The 17,280-nt window shown below is 68.3% G+C and carries 13 protein-coding genes; 8 read left to right on the forward strand and 5 right to left on the reverse strand.

Translation table 11 applies throughout. The annotated features are described in order from the left end of the window. Positions 1-534: 534 nt before the first annotated feature. A complete protein-coding gene (locus ATK30_RS04600) occupies positions 535-1,887 on the reverse strand; it encodes a TrpB-like pyridoxal phosphate-dependent enzyme (RefSeq protein WP_101434483.1) in 1,353 nt (450 codons plus the stop codon). A 205-nt stretch (positions 1,888-2,092) separates the two neighbouring features. Here ATK30_RS04600 and ATK30_RS04605 point away from each other — a divergent pair, with 205 nt between their 5' ends. After that, on the forward strand, positions 2,093-2,872 hold the full coding sequence (locus ATK30_RS04605) for a PIG-L family deacetylase (RefSeq protein WP_101434484.1): 780 nt from the start codon (positions 2,093-2,095) through the stop codon (positions 2,870-2,872). Positions 2,873-3,776: 904 nt separating this feature from the next. Here ATK30_RS04605 and ATK30_RS04610 read toward each other — a convergent pair. Genes ATK30_RS04610 through pucD form a run of 3 tightly spaced genes read right to left on the reverse strand, consistent with a single transcriptional unit; the run spans position 3,777 to position 7,515 of the window. Next, positions 3,777-4,265 (reverse strand): (2Fe-2S)-binding protein, encoded by a 489-nt coding sequence (locus ATK30_RS04610; RefSeq protein ID WP_101434485.1) that lies wholly within the window; start codon positions 4,263-4,265, stop codon positions 3,777-3,779. After that, positions 4,256-5,134 (reverse strand): FAD binding domain-containing protein, encoded by an 879-nt coding sequence (locus ATK30_RS04615; protein WP_101434486.1) that lies wholly within the window; start codon positions 5,132-5,134, stop codon positions 4,256-4,258. Before ATK30_RS04615 ends, ATK30_RS04610 begins: the two co-directional genes overlap by 10 nt. 53 nt (positions 5,135-5,187) lie before the next feature. Next, positions 5,188-7,515 (reverse strand): xanthine dehydrogenase subunit D, encoded by a 2,328-nt coding sequence (gene pucD / locus ATK30_RS04620; protein WP_167441832.1) that lies wholly within the window; start codon positions 7,513-7,515, stop codon positions 5,188-5,190. 82 nt (positions 7,516-7,597) lie between these two features. On the opposite strand from pucD, the gene ATK30_RS04625 reads away from it, so the two are divergent. Further along, positions 7,598-8,593 carry a LacI family DNA-binding transcriptional regulator gene (locus ATK30_RS04625; protein WP_101434488.1) on the forward strand — a complete coding sequence of 332 codons (996 nt, stop codon included), beginning with the start codon at positions 7,598-7,600 and terminating at the stop codon, positions 8,591-8,593. 24 nt (positions 8,594-8,617) lie between these two features. Here the strand turns inward: ATK30_RS04625 and ATK30_RS04630 are convergent, their stop codons facing one another. Beyond that, on the reverse strand, positions 8,618-9,601 hold the full coding sequence (locus ATK30_RS04630; RefSeq protein WP_101434489.1) for an amidohydrolase family protein: 984 nt from the start codon (positions 9,599-9,601) through the stop codon (positions 8,618-8,620). A gap of 340 nt (positions 9,602-9,941) precedes the next feature. On the opposite strand from ATK30_RS04630, the gene ATK30_RS04635 reads away from it, so the two are divergent. From ATK30_RS04635 to ATK30_RS04660, 6 genes are all read left to right on the forward strand, one after another. After that, positions 9,942-11,342 (forward strand): amidohydrolase, encoded by a 1,401-nt coding sequence (locus tag ATK30_RS04635; protein ID WP_101434490.1) that lies wholly within the window; start codon positions 9,942-9,944, stop codon positions 11,340-11,342. 35 nt (positions 11,343-11,377) lie between these two features. Next, complete coding sequence (locus ATK30_RS04640) at positions 11,378-12,739, forward strand: nucleobase:cation symporter-2 family protein (RefSeq protein WP_208637277.1); 1,362 nt, start codon at positions 11,378-11,380, stop codon at positions 12,737-12,739. Between the two features lie 211 nt (positions 12,740-12,950). Beyond that, positions 12,951-14,312 (forward strand): nucleobase:cation symporter-2 family protein, encoded by a 1,362-nt coding sequence (locus ATK30_RS04645; RefSeq protein ID WP_158242451.1) that lies wholly within the window; start codon positions 12,951-12,953, stop codon positions 14,310-14,312. A gap of 9 nt (positions 14,313-14,321) precedes the next feature. Further along, positions 14,322-14,927: a UbiX family flavin prenyltransferase gene (locus ATK30_RS04650; RefSeq protein ID WP_101434493.1), complete on the forward strand. Its 606-nt coding sequence runs from the start codon at positions 14,322-14,324 to the stop codon at positions 14,925-14,927. Continuing rightward, positions 14,924-16,285 carry a UbiD family decarboxylase gene (locus ATK30_RS04655; protein WP_167441833.1) on the forward strand — a complete coding sequence of 454 codons (1,362 nt, stop codon included), beginning with the start codon at positions 14,924-14,926 and terminating at the stop codon, positions 16,283-16,285. The genes ATK30_RS04650 and ATK30_RS04655 overlap by 4 nt, the downstream gene beginning before the upstream one ends. A 13-nt stretch (positions 16,286-16,298) precedes the next feature. Then, positions 16,299-17,279, forward strand: a complete 981-nt coding sequence (locus tag ATK30_RS04660) for a CobW family GTP-binding protein (RefSeq protein ID WP_101434495.1) — start codon at positions 16,299-16,301, stop codon at positions 17,277-17,279. Position 17,280 lies beyond the last annotated feature (1 nt).

Here is a 17,280-nt window from a genome sequence, read left to right on the forward strand (position 1 = left end):
CTCCCCGCCACCAGGCCCGGCCGACCCCGCCCACTCACCCACCTCGAACAGGCCAACCCTCGGGCGCACGCCGCGGGTCACCTCGCCGGAGCTTCCTCCACTGCGGCCCTCACCGAAGCCCGAGTCCATCCCGCTCGGCCGGCAGCATCCCGCTCAGACCGCCCGAAGGGACCCGCCGCCGTCCTGGTCATGGTCGGCCATCAGCGCAAAGCCACTCCATCAACGGCACCCTCCCAGCCAACCACCCCCACCAGGCACGCCAGCTCATCCATCCGCTTTCCACGGCCGCTCCGCTGTTCCTCCCTCCCACCATGACGTCCCCACTGCACCAGCCCACCCGCAAGGGCGGCCCGCCGAACCAGCCCAACCACCACGGCTGCCCCGCCGAACCAGCCCAACCACCACGGCTGCCCGGCCGAACCAGCCCGTCCGGTTCGAACCGCCAACCCCTCGCTTCTGGCCAGCCCGATCGCGCGGCATCGCCCCCTCGCTAGCTCCCTCAGTCACTCCTCTCCATCTCGCCAGCCGCGTCCCTCAGGGAAGCGCCGCCAGCGATTTCTCCAACGCCGCGTCCGGAAGTTCGTTGTCCACCATGTCCCCCGCCAAATACGCGCCGTATGCGGGAAGATCGAGGTGCGCGTGTCCGCAGAGCGCCGTCAGGATTACCTTCTCCTCGCCAGTCTCCTTGCAGCGCAATGCTTCTTGGATGCACGCTGCCAAGGCATGCGTCGGCTCGGGCGCGGGGATGATGCCTTCCGTGCGGGCGAACTGCACCCCCGCCGCGAAGCATTCCTGCTGACCGATCGCGAGTGCCTCGATGAGACCCAATTCGTAGATGTGCGAGATCAGCGGCGACATCCCGTGGTAGCGCAGGCCGCCGGCGTGAATCGGGTCCGGGATGAAATCGTGGCCGAGCGTGTGCATTTTCAGCAGGGGCGTGAGACCGGCGGTGTCGCCGAAGTCGTAGGCGTAGCGGCCGCGGGTGAGCGTCGGACAGGCCGCCGGTTCGACCGCGCGGATCACCGGGTTCATCCGGCCGGCCAGTTTTTCCCGCAGGAACGGGAAAGCGAGCCCACCGAAGTTGGAGCCGCCGCCGGTGCAGCCGACGAGCACGTCCGGGGTGTCGCCGGCCAGTTCGAACTGACGGAGGGCTTCCTCGCCGATCACCGTCTGGTGCAGCAGCACGTGATTGAGCACGCTGCCCAGCGCGTACCGCGCGCCCGGATCCGCCGCGGCCTGCTCGACGGCCTCGCTGATCGCGATGCCGAGACTCCCCGTCGACTGCGGGTTCTCCGCCAGGATCGCCCGGCCTGAGGCAGTGCGGTCTGATGGACTCGGGTACACCTGCGCGCCGAAGGTTTCCATCATCAGCTTGCGGTACGGCTTCTGGTCGTACGACGCCCGCACCTGCCAGACCTCGCACGACAGTCCGAACGTGGCGCACGCGAACGCCAGTGCGCTCCCCCATTGCCCGGCGCCGGTCTCGGTGGTGAGCCGCGTGACGCCCTCCGCCGCGTTGTAGAACGCCTGCGGCACAGCGGTGTTCGGCTTGTGCGAGCCGACCGGGCTGACGCCCTCGTACTTGTAGTAGATCCGGGCCGGGGTCCCGAGCGCCTTCTCCAGCCGGTGGGCGCGGTACAGCGGGGACGGACGCCAGAGCCGGTAGACGTCCCGGACTTCCTCGGGAATGTCGATGTAGCGCTCGGCGGTGACTTCCTGCTCGATGAGCGCCTGCGGGAACAGCGGAGCCAGGTCCGCGGGCCCGACGGGCTCGCGGGTTCCCGGGTGCAGCGGCGGAGGCGGCGGCTCGGGCAGGTCCGGCACCACGTTGTACCACTGCGCCGGGAGATCGGCCTCGTCCAGGATGTATTTCGTCCGTTCTGCCATGACGCCTCCTCGGTCGGCGGACCCCAACGTAAGCCGGGCGGCGGGAGAAGCCAAGCTGCGGAGCGCGCGAGGGACCCCTCGTGCGGATAAACCGGCGTCCACCCATGTGGGCGACCTGTCCACAATGGAGGGTGTGGCGGATTCTCCGGAAGCCGGATCCGGCGGACGCCGGTTTTTGTCGGTGGGCGCGGGTAGGTTCGGTGGCATGGCGACATTGGTGACGTTCCACGCTCATCCGGACGACGAGGCGATCATGACCGGCGGCGTGATGCGCAAGGCGGCCGACGAGGGACACCGGGTGGTGCTCGTCGTGGCCACGCGCGGGGAGAAAGGCGAGATCCCCGAGGGCCTGCTCGACGACGGCGAGCAGCTCGCGGACCGGCGGGTGCGGGAGACGCACGCGGCGGCCGAGGTGCTGGGCGTCTCGCGGGTGGAGTTCTTGGGATACCAGGACTCCGGGATGATGGGCGACCCGTCGAACGACGGCCCGGGCACCTTCTGGAGCGCGCCGGTCGAGGAAGCGGCGAAGCGGCTGGCGGCGATCCTGCGCGAGGAGTCGGCCGACGTACTGACGGTGTACGACGACTTCGGCGTCTACGGCCACCCGGACCACATCCAGGTCCACCGCGTCGGCATGCGCGCAGCCGAACTCGCAGGCACGCCGCGCGTCTACCAAGGCTCGGCGAACCGCGACCAGATCCGCCGAGCCGCCGAAGCCGCGAGGGCAGCGGGCGAAGAAGGCGGCCCGGACGAGGAGATGATCGTCGGCAAGCCGGAAGCCGAACTGACCGCCGAAGTGGACGTCACGGCATACCTGGAGGTGAAACGGGCGGCGATGCGCGCGCACCGGAGCCAGATCAGCGAGGAGTCGTTCTTCCTTGCCCTGCCGGACGACAGCTTCGGCCAAGCATTCGGGACGGAATGGTTCATCCGGGAAGGACAAGGACCGGGGGTGACGGAGACGGACCTGATGAAAGGCCTCTGACCGGCCCCGGACGAGCAGTGGGCGCGGGGCTCCGGCGGGGGTTGCGGGTGCGAGGCGGGCTCGGTGAACCGGCGGACGCGGGTTGCCGCCGCGAGCCACACACGCGGCGCGGGCCTGACCGCGCCGCGGGCGCGAGGGTTCCAGAGTTGGCCGAGGTCTGAGGCGACCTCGGACTGAGTCCTCAGACCCGGGCCGCCACCGCTGGCCACAGACCCAGGACGAGCCCGACCGAGCTGTTGCACGAGGGGCCAAGACGGGACGAGGTCTGAGGCGAGCTCGGACGTGGGTCGCCGCCGCGAGCCGCGGACAGGCTCGACCGGGCCGTGGGTGCGAAGGCCAGGGTGAGTCGCGAACCGAAGCCGGGGCTCGGCCGAATCGGCAGACGCGGGTTGCTGCAGCGCCAGGGAAGGCTCGGCCGAGCCGTGAGCGCAAGGGGCCAGGACGGGTCCGAGCCTCAAGCCGCTCGTGCGGGCCGTCGGAAGCTGGTCGCCGCCGCGAACCGTAGACTCGGGACCAGCCCGACCGAGACGCGGGCGCGAGCGGCCATGGCGGATCGCGAGTCTGTGGCGAGATCAGCCGAACAGCTGAGCGCGGGCGGCCTTCCGCGGACCACAGACTGCGGAAGGCTCGATCCAGCTAGGGCGCGGGACTCCGGCACGGATCGCAGACCCGGACTCGTTTGGGCAAGCCTGGCGGTGACCGGCGCGAGGTTTCGGCAGGCCCCTGGGCGAGGGGGTCTGCGGGGTCGCACCGGCGGGGTCGCGGATGGCTGGGCACAGTCGGGCACGGTTCTCTGGTTCCCCACGCAGGCAGGTCCCGTTCAGGAGGCTGACCAGGCCCGCACCGGCGGCCGTCCACAGGCGGGGTTGGAGGGCGGCTCGGCAAGCCAGCGGTCACGAGCGCATCATCCGGGCTTCGCGGGCGCTTCCTCCCCGACTCGGGACGAGGCCAGGCGGACTGCGTCCAAGATCTTCTCGTACCCCGTGCACCGGCAGAGATTCCCCGCCAGGGCTTCACGGATCTCCGGATCCGAAGGGGCGTTCACTCGGTGCACAAGCTCGTGCGCGGCGACGATCAACCCCGGTGTGCAGAAGCCGCACTGTACGGCGCCGGCGTCGATGAAGGCTTGCTGTACTGCGTCGAGCTGATCGCCGTCGGCCAAACCCTCTACAGTGCGGATGTTTCTGCCCTCGGCTTGGCCCGCCGCGACCAGGCACGAACATACTGGGGTACCGTCCAAATACACTGTGCACGAACCGCATTCGCCTTGTTCGCAGGCGTTCTTCGAGCCCGGCAGACCCAGTTGATCACGCAGCACGAAGAGCAGGCTCTGCCCCTCCCACGCCTCGTCGACGGTGCGCGGCTCGTCATTGACCACAAGATTCAGGCGCATTTCGGCTGCCCGCCTTTCCGATAGTCTTCCCAGGCCCAGCTCAACGTCCGGCGGGCCAGTACGGCGATCGCGTGGATGCGGTAGTCGGCGCTGCCCCGGACGTCGTCGATCGGGGACGCGGCGCTCGCGGCCAGTTCGCCGAAGCGGCGGACGATCGGGTCCGGCAGTGGGGACCGGGAGGTCCACCGATCGGAAAGGGCGTCGCGGAGGAAGTCTTCGGCGGCGGTCGCTCGGCGCGGGGTCGGGGCGGCCGAACCGACAGCCGCGCCTACCCAGCCGGTTTCTGGGGCCAGGTCGAGGGCGAACGAGCACACTGCGATGACCATCGCGTTGCGGGTGCCGACCTTCGCGAACTGTTGCGGACCGGTCGCGACAGGGAGGTGGATGGCGGCGATCAGCTCGTCCGGTGCGAGCGCGTTGCGTTTGACGCCTTGGTAGAACTCGGTCGCCGGGATCATCCTGGTGCCGCGCACCGACGCGACCTCGATGGTCGCGTCGCAGGCCAGGAGCGTCGGGTGCGTGTCGCCGGCGGGGGAAGCCGCGCCGAGGTTTCCGCCGACGGTGCCGCGGTTGCGGATTTGCGGAGAGCCGACGGTGCGGCTGGCCATCGCCAGCCCAGGCAGACGAGCGCCGAGTTCGGTGATGATCCGCGTGTAGGACACGCCTGCGCCCAGGCGGATCCGGCCGTCTTTCTCGGTCCACTCGGTCAGGTCGCCGATCCGGGTGAGGTCGAGCAGCGCGGGCGGCCGACGGTGGTCGAAGTTGAGTTCGACCAGGACGTCAGTGCCGCCCGCCAAGGGGACGGCGTCCGGGCGGTCGGACTTGACGGCCAGGGCTTCGGCCCAGGTCGTCGGGGTCAGGAAATCCATGGGTCACCTCCGGGAGGCGGTCCTCGGGCGGGAATGGGCAGGTCGGCGCGGCACTAGCGGCAGCGGGAAGCGGCCCGCGAACCCGCGAGGGCGATGTCGTCCGGGCGGATGGGAGCGTTCGGCAAAGGCAGGCCGGTCGCGGCGCGCAGGGCGTTCAGGATCGCCGGAGTCGAGGACAGCGTGGGCGGTTCCCCGACGCCGTTCAAGCCGTACGGCGAGTCCGGATGCGGGAATTCGAACAGGCTGATCGGCATCGGCGGGACGTCCAGCACCGTCGGGATCAGGTAGTCCGTGAAGGACGGGTTCCGCACCCGGCCTTCACGATCGACCAGGATTTCCTCCATCAAAGCCAAACCCAGGCCCTGGACGCTGCCGCCTTCGATTTGGCCCTCGACGGCCAGCGGGTTCATCGCCTTGCCGACATCCTGCGCGGTCGCCAGCTCGACCACCTTCACCAAACCCAGTTCGACATCCACGTCCACCACAGCCCGGTGGGCGGCGAATGCGAAAGCGATGTGCGCGTTGCCCTGGCCGGTTTCCGGATCGATGCCTTGCGTCGGCCGGTGGTGGTATTCGAAGGTGTGCGAGATGGTGTCCGAACCCACCAGCTCGGCGATAGAGCACACCGGGCGGCCGGCGCTGTCCAGGACCTGGTCGTCGCCCAACGAGAGCGCGGGGAGTCCGCTCGCCACGGACGCGCGGCGCAGCAGTTCACGCGCAATGTGGCGGCAGGCTCCTTGCACCGCGCCGGTGGACATCCATGTCATTCGAGAAGCCGATGCGGAACCGGCGTCGCCGATTTGGGTATCGGCGGGGAGGACGACGACCCGCGAGACGCCCAGTTCTGTGCTCGCCACCTGTGATTGCACCGTCGTGACGCCTTGTCCGCATTCCGCCGCGGCGGTGTGCACCGAGGCAACCGGGGCACCATTCACGACGGCCAGTGCGACGCGGGCGGTCGAGATGTCGTCGACGCCTCCTGAATAGCCGATCGCTTTCACCCCGACCGCGTAGCCGACTCCGCGACGCACCCCCTCGCCGTGCGTCGTGTTGGCGGCTCCGCCGGGCAGGGAAAGCAAGTCCGTCCCGCCGGCGGGAGGCAAGGGACGGTCGCGGAGCGCTTGCAACAGTTCCGCGACAGGGGCTGGACCGTCGACGGCTTGGCCGGTGGGCAGGACGGTGCCCGTGGTCATGGCGTTGCGGAGGCGCAATTCCATCGGATCCATGCCTAGTTCGTGCGCCAGCTTGTCCATATTGGACTCGCAGCCGTAGGCCGATTGGACGGCGCCGAAGCCGCGCATCGCACCGCACGGCGGGTTATTCGTGAAGACTGCCAAGCCGTCGATTTCGGCATTCGGTACATCGTAGGCACCGGTGACGAAATAGCAGGCGTTGGCGATGACTACCGGCGAAGTCGAAGTGTAAGCACCACCGTCCAAAACCAGGCGGGCTTTGACGTACACCAGGCGGCCGTCCTTGGTGGCTCCATGCTCGTAACGCATCTTCGCCGGGTGCCGGTGAACGTGACCGAAGAAGGATTCGTAGCGGTTGTAAGACATCTTCACCGGGCGGCCGAGGCGCAGAGCGAGCATACAAGCATGCACGTGGACGGAGAGATCTTCCCGGCCGCCGAAGGCGCCGCCGACGCCTGCCAAGGTCAGCCGCACTTTTTCCGGCGGCAATCCCAAGCAAGGAGCCAGCTGTTCCAGGTCTTTGTGCAGCCATTGCGAGGAAACGTAAAGCTCGACGCCACCGTCCTCGGAAGGAATCGCCAAGCCGGATTCCGGCCCCAGGAAAGCCTGGTCCTGCATGCCGACTTCGTACTCGCCGGTGACCACCACCTCCGCCTCGGCACGGGCGCGTGCCAGGTCGCCGTGCCGGATTTTCACGTGCCGTACCAGGTTTCCGCCCGGAGGAACAGGACGGACGCCCTCGTCCAGGACCGTCATCGGGTCCGTGACCGGAGTCAGCGGTTCGTAGTCCACCATGATCAGTTTGGCTGCCTGACGGGCGGTTTCCGGATCGTCGGCGGCGACCAGCGCCACCGGTTCGCCGTGGTAGCGGACCTCGTCCACCGCGAGAACCGGCTGGTCCGCGGATTTCATTCCGTACATTTTCGCGCCGGGCACGTCCTCGTGGGTGAGCACGGCGTGCACGCCTGGCTGGGCGAGCGCCTTGCTCGTGTCGATGGACCGGATCCGCGCGGCCGCGTACGGGCTGCGCAGCGTGGTAGCCCAGACCATGCCCTCGATCCACAAATCCGACGAATAGGCGAACCGGCCGGTCACCTTGGCGGCGCCGTCCGGCCGGAGGGCGCTTTCGCCCACCCCGGCGGCCTTGCCGGTTTCCGCGGCACGTACCAGCGAGTCCACACTGACCACCAGCTTTCCTGCTTTGCCGACTGCACGGATTCAACACGTGTAGACCGGGACTGTCAACGGCTCTTCGGGTATCGTCTGGCACATGCAGCGGGCCACCCGGGACGATGTCGCACGACTGGCGGGGACCTCGCCGGCCGTGGTCAGTTACGTGCTCAACAACGGCCCGCGTCCGGTCGCGCCCGCCACGCGAGCACGGGTCGAGCAAGCCATCGCCGAACTCGGCTACCGGCCCAACCTCGTCGCACGTGCGTTGCGGTCCACGCGCAGCAACGTGCTCGGGCTGGTCGTGCCGGACAGCAGCGAGGGCTACTTTACGCAGCTCACCCACGCGGTCGAGCGCGCCGCGTTCGCCCGCGGATCCCTGGTGCTGCTGGGAAATTCGGCGTTCTCCCGGGAACAGGAGCTGCGGTACGCCGAATCCCTGGCGAACATGCGCGTGGACGGTCTGCTGCTGGTCCGCGCCGAGATCGCCGGGGCGGCGGCGACGCACTCCACTTTGGACGTTCCGGTCGTCTACCTGCACCACCGCGCCCCGTCCGGCAGCGCCGCGCCGTCCGTGGTGCTGGACAACAAGGCGGGCGGACGGTTGACCACCGAACATCTGCTCGGGCACGGCTACCGAGAGATCGGCTGCCTTACCGGGACCGCACGGTCCGGCCCGGTCGCCGATCGGGCTCGCGGCTGGACAGAGGCAATGCGGGCGGCGAAGAGGAGTACCGGCAACGTCGTCCGCACCGGTCTGGATCGGCACGCGGCGCGGGCGGACATCCGGCGCTGGTTGCAGTCGCCGGAACGGCCGCGCGCGATCATGGCGACAGCGGACGGGCTGGCGCTCGACACGCTCACCGTCGCGGCGGAACTCGGCTTGAGTGTCCCGAAAGACCTTGCGGTGATTGGCTTCGGCGGCACCGACGCCGCCGCGCACAGCTGGCCCGCACTCTCCACTGCCGGACATTCCTTCGACGACTTCGCCGACGCCGCAGTGTCCACTCTGGACGAACTCCGGGAAAACACTCAGCCCGAAGACCGCGTCCTCGACGTCCACCTGACCGCGCGCGCCAGCTGCGGGTGCGAGTGATCCCGCAGCCGGCACGCCACCGGATCAGGAGTTAGCCGCCTCCGCCCACGCCGAAGGCGTGTAGCCGAGATAATGCGACGCGTGCGTATTCGCCGCGGAGGCCTGCGGAATATCCCCGCGCAAATACGCCTCGGCTTCCGCCTTGTCCTTCGGCGGCGGCGTCGGCGCGAGACCGAGCAGCTTGGCCATGTTGTTGCCGAGGTAGCCCTCCAGGTCGTCCTCGGACAGGTTCAGGCCCTGCGGCGGCTGGTGGCACAGCACTTCCAGCTCCCGTGCCCACATCCCGGGCTCGTTCGGCGGCGAATCGGTGCCGAAGACCAGGTCGCTCTTCTTCATCTCCTTGGCGAATTCGACGATCCGCGACTGCAGCAGCCATCCCGATTCGCCGATCACGTTCGGCGAGTCCTGGATCATCCAGAACGCCTCGAAACAGTAGACGCCGCCGGTCTGGATGCCGAAATGGCCGAGGATGAACGTGACGTTCGGGAACTCGCGGATGATCGGGTAGAACTGCGTCGGGATCGAGTACGGCCCGTCCCCGGTGTGGATCAGCACGATCACGCCGAGCTCGTCGCACACCCGCATCACCGGCCGCAGCCAGTCCAGCGCCCGGTCCGGCCGGTAGGAATGCATGTTGGCGTGCAGCTTCAGCATTTTGTAGCCGTATTCCTTCACGTGGAAGGCCAGCTCCGCGGCGCCGTTTTCCGGGCCGAACCGCGGGTTGTACATGAAGTTGCCGACGAACCGGTCCGGGTATTGCTGCACCAGCGAGGTCACGTACGCCTGGTATTCGCGGATGCCTTCGCGGCCGGTTTTGTTGCCCTCGCGCCAGGTCGTGTTCCCCGGCGGCGGCATGATGCAGCTGACGTCCACGCGCCGCGGTTTGCCGTTGATCCAGAATGGACCGTCCATCATATCCAGCGTGCGCTCGCCGGTGAACGGGGTTCCGGTGTGCCGCCAGGCTTCGTCGACGAGATTCGTCGGATGGACATGGGTATCGATAATCACCGGATGTCTCCTTACGCAAGACTTGAGTAAAGGACTCCCCGGCCGCGCTTCACCGCACCTACGGGACCCGGAAGCGCGATCAGCGCTCCGGCGCAACCGAGTGCAGCACCTTCGCCGCCCGCTGTCAACACATGATCGCCGAATGCCTTGCGCGGCAATACTTTTCCCGTCGGGGCTCTTGACACCGGCCCCGTGAGGGCTTTGCATTGAACGACCCGGCGGCGCTGCCGGGCGCCGGTGACCTCCCGTTTCGGGCCAACCGTTCGGCCAGCTGCCTCCAGCCGCGCGCTGGAGACGACCGCCGGGCCGGGTCCGTCCCCGCCCGGGGAAGGGCGGCCCGATGTCGGCTGCGGAACCCTGCGACCTCCTCCTCACCGGCGGCACCGTGGTGACCGTCGACGACCGGCGCACTGTCCATCAGAACGGCCACGTCGCGATCATCGGCGACCGGATCGCCGGTGTCGGCGAAGGGCCCGGGACTGAGCGCTGGCAAGCCGGCGAGGTCATCGACTGCCGCGGCAAAGCCGTGCTGCCCGGCCTGGTCGACGGGCACAATCACCTTTACCAAGCACTCGCTCGCGGGCTCGGCGAAGGCATGTCGATCGTGCCGTGGCTGTGCGAGTTCATGTGGCCGTATTCGATCGCGATCACCGGCCCCGAAGCAGTGGCCGGGGCGCGGCTCGGCGCGGTCGAAGCGTTGCGGGCCGGCATCACGACGGTGATCGACAACCATTACGCGCCAAGCGATCTCGAAACGACGCTCGCCGTCGCCGACGTCATCGAGGAGGCCGGGCTTCGCGGCGCGGTCGCCCGCGGCATGCTGGGCGAACGCACGGAAATCGCCGACCGCCGCGGCCAGCCGATCGAACTGTTCCGTTACTCGAGCGAAGACGAATTCGCGATCACCCGCGAGGCGATGGAACACCGGCCGCCGGGCTCGAAGGTCGCGGTGTGGCCGGCCGCGCTCAATCTCTGTTACGTGGAGCAGGAACTCGTCCGCCGGACAGTCGAACTCGCCCGGGAATTCGGCACTCGCTGGCACACCCATTGCTGCGAGAGCACCACCGATCCGGTCAGCTACCTCGAAACCCACGGGGTCCGGCCGGTGGAATGGCTCGCCAAGGAAGGCCTGCTCGACGAACGGGCCACTCTCGCTCACGCGATTTGGCTCGACGAAGCCGAAATCGAACAGGTCGCGGCCGCTGGCGCCGGGGTTTCGCACAACCCGGCGTCGAACGGCTACCTCGCCTCCGGCACGGCCCGGGTCGCGAGCATGCGCAAGCAGAACGTCCCGGTCGCGCTGGGCACCGACGGTCCCAGCTGCGGTCATCGGCAAGATCTTTTCGAGGCAATGAAACTCAGCGTCTTCGGCCAGCGAACGGCCACTTTGGACCCTACGGCACTGCGTGCCGAGGACGCGCTGGAAATGGCCACCCGCGAGGGGGCCCGTTACGCCGGAATCGACGCGGGTGTGGTGAGCGTGGGCAAACTCGCCGACGTCATCGTGACCGCGCTCGACCGTCCGCACCTCCGCCCGGTGCACCGGGCTGTCGCCGCCCTCGTCTACTCCGCCCGCGGGTCCGATGTGGAGCTGACGATCGTGGGCGGCGAGATCGTCTACCGCGACGGACAGTGCGTCCGCGTCGACGAGGCGGCCGCCGCCGACGAGGCGGAACGGCACGCGGCCCGGCTGCTGGAGCGCAGCGGCATGGGCGGACTGCTCACTCCCTGGGCGCGGTGATCCGCGCTCCCCCTTTCCCCGCTGTGGAGGAAACCATGCGATTCCGTCCGCGCACTACCCGAGCCGAAGCCACGACCCGCGACGCGGTCGACACCGTCCCGCGGTTCCGGCACATGCTCCCGCTCGGTGTCCAGCACCTGCTGGTCGCCTACTCCGGAATGGTCACCGTGCCGCTGCTGATCGGGCTCGGCGTCGGCCTCTCCACCGCGCAGATCGCGACGCTCGTCACGGCGAACGTGCTGGTCAGCGGGGTCGCGACGCTGCTGCAGACGCTCGGGATCGGCAATGTCGGCGCCCGGCTGCCGATCGTGATGGGCTCGACCTTCACCGGCATCACCCCGGCGATCATCGCCGGCAAGGAGGCGGGGCTGCCGGCGGTCTTCGGCGCGACCATCGTCGCCGGGCTGCTGACCTGGCTGGTCGCGCCGTGGTTCAGCAAGCTGATCCGGTTCTTCCCGCCGATCGTGACCGGGACGATCATCGCGATCATCGGGTTCTCGCTGCTGCCCTCCACCGCGACGCTGATCGCCGGGTCCAATCCGGGCGCCGCCGACCACGGCTCGGCCGGACGGCTGATCCTCGGGCTCGGCACCATTGTGCTGACTGTCTGCTTGGAACGCTTCGCTCCGCCGGCCGTGCGCCGCTTCGCGATCCTGATCGCACTGGCCGTCGGCACGCTCGTCGCGGTTCCGCTCGGCATGGCGGACTTCAGCTCGGTCGGGCAGGCGGACTGGGTCGGCGTCGTGAAGCCGTTCGAATTCGGCATGCCGACCTTCGCCTTGTCCGCATTGCTGCCGATGATCATCGTGCAGCTGGTGAACATGGTGGAATCGACCGGCGACACGCTCGCCATCGGGCAGATCGTCGGCCGCGACGTCGGGCCGCGCGAGATTTCCCGGGCGCTGCGCGCGGACGGGATCGGCACGGCGTTCGCGGGCGTGTTCGGCTCGTTCACCGTCGTCACTTTCGGCGAGAACGTCGGGCTGGTCAGCATCACCCGCGTGATGAGCCGGTTCGTGGTCGCCACCGCGGGCGCGGTGCTGGTGCTCATGAGCCTGGTGCCGAAACTCGGCGCGGCCGTCGCTTCGCTGCCCGGGCCGGTCCTCGGCGGTGTCGGCGTCGTCATGTTCGGCACCGTCGGAGCGGTCGGCCTGCGCATCATGAGCCAGGCGGACCTGAGCAACGGCCGCAATATCCTGATCGTCGCCATCTCGTTCGGCTTCGGGCTTTTGCCGGTCGGCGCGCCGGAGTTCTACCAGCATCTCCCCGTGGTGGTGCAGACGGTGCTGACGAGCGGCATCGCGGCCGGAGGCATCGCGGCGTTCCTGCTGAATCTGGTGCTCAACCGCCGCGAGCGGGCGCCGCGCACCGGACCGGAAGCCGCGCCCGGGTATTGACCGCGGGCGGCTTCCGATGCACCATAATCCAAACCCCTTGCAGGGAAGGAAAAATCTTCGAAGATCCCGTAACCCCGTAGGTGCGGCGGCACGATCCGCGCGCGGCCGGGGGTCCTCGCCGCCGGAAGCCCGTCCGGCTCCGGCGACGCCCCGCGATCCGCCCGGCCCGGCCGTTTCCCCGGCCCCGCCGGCCCAACGAGGTGAGGGAATCATGGCCAGTCACCCGTCTCCGGTGTCCCCCGTGGACGAACGTCCCCGATTCGGCCCGCTGGTGCTGCTCGGTTTGCAGCACGTGCTCGTGATGTACGCCGGTGTCGTCGTAGTGCCGATCGTGGTCGGCGCCGGGCTCGGGCTGCCGCAGTCGCAGATCGCCGATCTCGTCAGCGTCGACCTGGTGCTCGCCGGGATCGGCACCATGCTGCAGGCGTTCGGCGTCTGGAAGTTCGGCATCCGGATGCCGCTCGTGGTCGGGGCCGCGTCCAACGGAATCGTCCCGATGGTGCTGATCGGCAGCACGCAGGGGCTCTCCACCGTCTATGGCTCGCTGCTCGTCGTCGGCGTGGTCTGGGTGCTGATCGCGCCGTTGTTCAGCAAACTGCTCAAGCTGTTCCCGGAGGTCGTCACCGGCACGGTCATCACGTTGATCGGGCTGACGCTGATCCCGGTCGGGCTGAAACTCATCGCCGGTTCCGCTCCGTCCGCGCACAATTACGGTGCGCCAGCGAATCTCGCGCTCGCCGGATTCACTCTCGCGCTGATCGCGGTGTTCTACCGGGTGTTCCGCGGATTGCTCGGCCAGCTCGCGATGCTGATCGCGCTGACCGTCGGGGCGATCGTCGGCTGGCTGACCGGACTGGGCAGCCTCTCCGGAGTGGGCCACGGTCCGGTTTTCGGCCTGCTGCGACCACTGCATTACGGAGCGTTGCATTTCGACATTCCATCGATTCTGCTGTTCCTGGTGATCGTTTTCGTGCTGATGGTCGAGGCGTCCGGACAGGGGCTCGCCGTCGGACAGGTGGTCGGCAAGAAGGTCGGCCCGCGCGACATCGCCAATCTGCTCCGGGTGGACGGACTGCTCACCGCGCTCAGCGGCGTGTTCAACGGTTTCGCCTACACCACCTTCGGCCAGAACATCGGGCTCGTCGCGCTGACCAAGGTGCGCAGCCGGTATCCGGTCGCGGTCGGCGGCATGATCCTGATCGTTTTCGGGGTGGTGCAACCGGTCGGCCGGGTGATCGCGGCGATCCCGCAACCAGTGATCGGCGCGGCCGCCGTCGCCACGTTCGCGGCGCTGACCGTGTCCGGCATTCAGCTGCTGTCCCGAGTGGACTTCAACCAGACCGGCAATCTGGTGATCGTCATGCTGTCGCTCGGCGTCGGGTTGATCCCGGCCGGCGCACCGGATTTCTACCAGCAGTTTCCGTTCGCCGCACAGGTTTTCCTCAAGAGCGGCGTGGCGACCGGCACGGTCCTGGCGGTGCTGCTGAACCTGCTCTTCTTCGCCGCTCGGAAACGACGGCCGGAAGAGCCGCTCGCCCGACGGGAACCCGCCGCTGAGCTTTCCCAGTCCTGAAAGGACGTCATGGGCACCGAACCGCAGCGGCCCCGGCTGATCGTCGGCATCACCGGGGCCAGCGGCCCGCACCTCGCTGTCCACCTGCTGACCGCGCTGCGCAAGCTCGGCACGGTGGAAACGCATCTGGTCATGTCGCGAGCCGCGCACCGCACCATCGAACTGGAAACCGGAATGCCGCCCGCCGAGGTCGCCGAACTGGCCGACGTCCGCCATGCGCGCGGGGACATCGCCGCGTCGATCGCGTCCGGTTCCTTTCGCACCATGGGCATGGTCGTCGTGCCGTGCTCGATGAAAACCGTCGCCGGGATCGCGCACGGCTACAGCGACGACCTGCTCGTCCGGGCCGCCGACGTCACCCTGAAAGAACGCCGTCCGCTGGTGCTCGTCGCCCGGGAAACCCCGTTGAGCCTCGTGCACCTGCGCAATCTGGTGGCGGTGACCGAGGCGGGTGCGACGGTACTGCCGCCGGTGCCCGCCTTCTACCACCAACCCGAGTCCATTGAGGACATCCTCGCCCACCTGACCGGCAAGGTGCTCGACCAGTTCGGCATCGAACACGAACTGTTCGCGCGCTGGCAGGGGCCGCCCGCCTCGCAAGGAGTTTCGCGGTGAACCACCGGCAAGATCCCCACGCGTTCGTCGACCAGTACCGGCACGAGTTTCCCGGCGACGTGCTCGTCCTCGACGATCCCGTCCCGGCCGACGAGGGCGTCACCGGGGTGATTTACGAACTGGCCGCGGCCGGACGGCACGAGATGGTGCTGTTCCGGAAGGTGACCGGGCTTGACGTGCCGGTGGTCAGCAACATGTTCGCTTCCCGGCAGCGCATCGCCCGCATGCTCGAGACCGGACCGTCCGGTTTGCACAGTGCCTACCAACGGCGTGCACTCCGCGCGGTACCGCCGCGGGTCGTCGACAGCGGACCGGTACTGGACCGCGTCACAACCGATGTCGACTTGACGACCATCCCGATGCTGCGGCATTTCGCCAGCGACCGCTCCCCGTATGTCACCAGCGGAATCATCGTCGCGGAGGATCCGGATACCGGCGTCGGCAATCTCAGCTACCACCGGGCGATGCCGCATTCCCGCACTGAATTGGCGACCAGTCTGCATTCCCGCGGCGATCTGTGGCGAATGCTGCGGAAGTACGCCGAACGCGGCGTACCGATGCCGGTCGCGATGGTGCTCGGCGGGCATCCGCTGTTCATGCTTGCCGCCTCCGCGCGGGTCGGCTATGACGTGGACGAGCGGGCGGTGGCCGGCGGACTCTTCGGCGAGCCGCTGGAAGTCGTGCACACTCCACGGCATGGCATCGGGGTCCCGGCTTGGTCGGACTTCGTGCTGGAGGGCACGATCGACGCCTCCGAGCACGCGGACGAGGGCCCGTTCGGCGAATTCTCCGGCTATTCCTCGAATCGCTCGACCAACAACGTGCTCCGTGTGCAGACCGTCATGCGCCGTTCCGACGCGATGCTCATCGACGTCGTCGGCGGCAACACTGACGAGCACCTCAATCTCGCCCGCGTCCCACGGGAATCGGAAATGGCGGAGAAGCTCAAAGCGCGCTTCCCGGACGTCACCGCGGTGCACTATCCGACGTCCGGCACGCACTTCCACTGTTACGTCGCCCTTCGCCAGCGACGGCCCGGTCAAGCCCGGCAGGTGATGCTCGGACTGCTCGGCTGGGACCCGTACGTCAAGACGGTGATCGCGGTGGACGAGGACGTCGACATCACCCAGGACAGCGAGGTGCTTTGGGCCCTCGCCACGCATTTCCAGCCGCACCAGGACTTGTTCACCGTGGACGGTCTGCCGGGTTCGCCGCTCGACCCGTCCTCGGGCTCCGACGGCACGACGTCCCGGATGGGCTTGGACGCCACCCGGGGTCCGCAGTTCGACGGCAATCGCATTGTCGTTTCCGAAGAAGCACGACAGCACGCTCGCCGGATTCTCGGCGGGAACGTTTAAGGAGGGAATCGTCATGGCCAAAATCCCGGTGACCGTACTGACCGGCTTTCTCGGCTCGGGCAAAACCACGCTCGTCAACCACATCCTCACCGCGAACCACGGGCACCGGATCGCGGTGATCGAGAACGAGTTCGGCGAGATCCCGATCGACAACGCGCTCGTGCTCGGCGGCGACGAGAAGATCATCGAAATGAGCAACGGATGCTGCCTGTGCTGCACCGCGCGCACTGACCTGATCGAAATCCTGCAGTCGCTGCTGCGCCGCCGCGAGCGGTTCGACCGGATTCTCATCGAGACCAGCGGCATGGCCGACCCGAACCCGGTCGCGCAGACGTTTTTCGTGGACGACGAGGTGTCTTCGGCCTTCGCTCTGGACGCGATCGTGACGCTGGTCGACGCGCGGCACGTCGAGAGCCATCTCAAGGAGGGCGAGCACGACGGCGTCGGCGGCCAGGTGAGCAACCAGATCGCGTTCGCGGACCGGATCGTGCTCAACAAGATCGACCTGGTCACCGAGCCGGAAATCGAGGATCTGCGCAGGCAGCTCCGCTCGGTCAACGCGACCGCGGACATCCTCACGTCCAGCTACGGCAGCGTCGATCTGGACGACATCCTCGGCATCAACGCCTTCGACCTGAACCGCACCGTCGCCGCCGACCCGGACTGGCTCGAAGACGACGCGCACCACCACGACCCGACGCTGGAATCGGTCTCGATCGAACTCGGCTATCCCCTGGACCGCGCCGCGTTCGAACAGTGGCTCACCGCCCTGCTGGCCGAACGCGGCGACGATCTGTACCGCTTCAAGGGAATTCTCGCCTTCGACCGCAAGACGGTGCTGCAGGGCGTGCATCGAATCTACGAGTTGACCGACGCCGGCGAGTGGGGTGCGCAGCCGCCGGTCAGCAAACTGGTCCTCATCGGGCGGAATCTCGACCGCACGGAATTGACCGACACGGTGTCCCGGTGCAGCCTGGCCGCGGCCGGGCGGTGAC

Origin of the sequence: Amycolatopsis echigonensis (genome assembly GCF_002846615.1) — a bacterium.
Classification (GTDB): domain Bacteria; phylum Actinomycetota; class Actinomycetes; order Mycobacteriales; family Pseudonocardiaceae; genus Amycolatopsis; species Amycolatopsis echigonensis.

Coding starts and splice junctions, on each gene's coding strand:
- ATK30_RS04600 (WP_101434483.1), bottom strand. CDS start 1,887: ATGGCAGAACGGACGAAATACATCCTGGACGAGGCCGATCTCCCGGCG.
- ATK30_RS04605 (WP_101434484.1), top strand. CDS start 2,093: ATGGCGACATTGGTGACGTTCCACGCTCATCCGGACGACGAGGCGATC.
- ATK30_RS04610 (WP_101434485.1), bottom strand. CDS start 4,265: ATGCGCCTGAATCTTGTGGTCAATGACGAGCCGCGCACCGTCGACGAG.
- ATK30_RS04615 (WP_101434486.1), bottom strand. CDS start 5,134: ATGGATTTCCTGACCCCGACGACCTGGGCCGAAGCCCTGGCCGTCAAG.
- ATK30_RS04625 (WP_101434488.1), top strand. CDS start 7,598: ATGCAGCGGGCCACCCGGGACGATGTCGCACGACTGGCGGGGACCTCG.
- ATK30_RS04635 (WP_101434490.1), top strand. CDS start 9,942: ATGTCGGCTGCGGAACCCTGCGACCTCCTCCTCACCGGCGGCACCGTG.
- ATK30_RS04640 (WP_208637277.1), top strand. CDS start 11,378: ATGCGATTCCGTCCGCGCACTACCCGAGCCGAAGCCACGACCCGCGAC.
- ATK30_RS04645 (WP_158242451.1), top strand. CDS start 12,951: ATGGCCAGTCACCCGTCTCCGGTGTCCCCCGTGGACGAACGTCCCCGA.
- ATK30_RS04650 (WP_101434493.1), top strand. CDS start 14,322: ATGGGCACCGAACCGCAGCGGCCCCGGCTGATCGTCGGCATCACCGGG.
- ATK30_RS04660 (WP_101434495.1), top strand. CDS start 16,299: ATGGCCAAAATCCCGGTGACCGTACTGACCGGCTTTCTCGGCTCGGGC.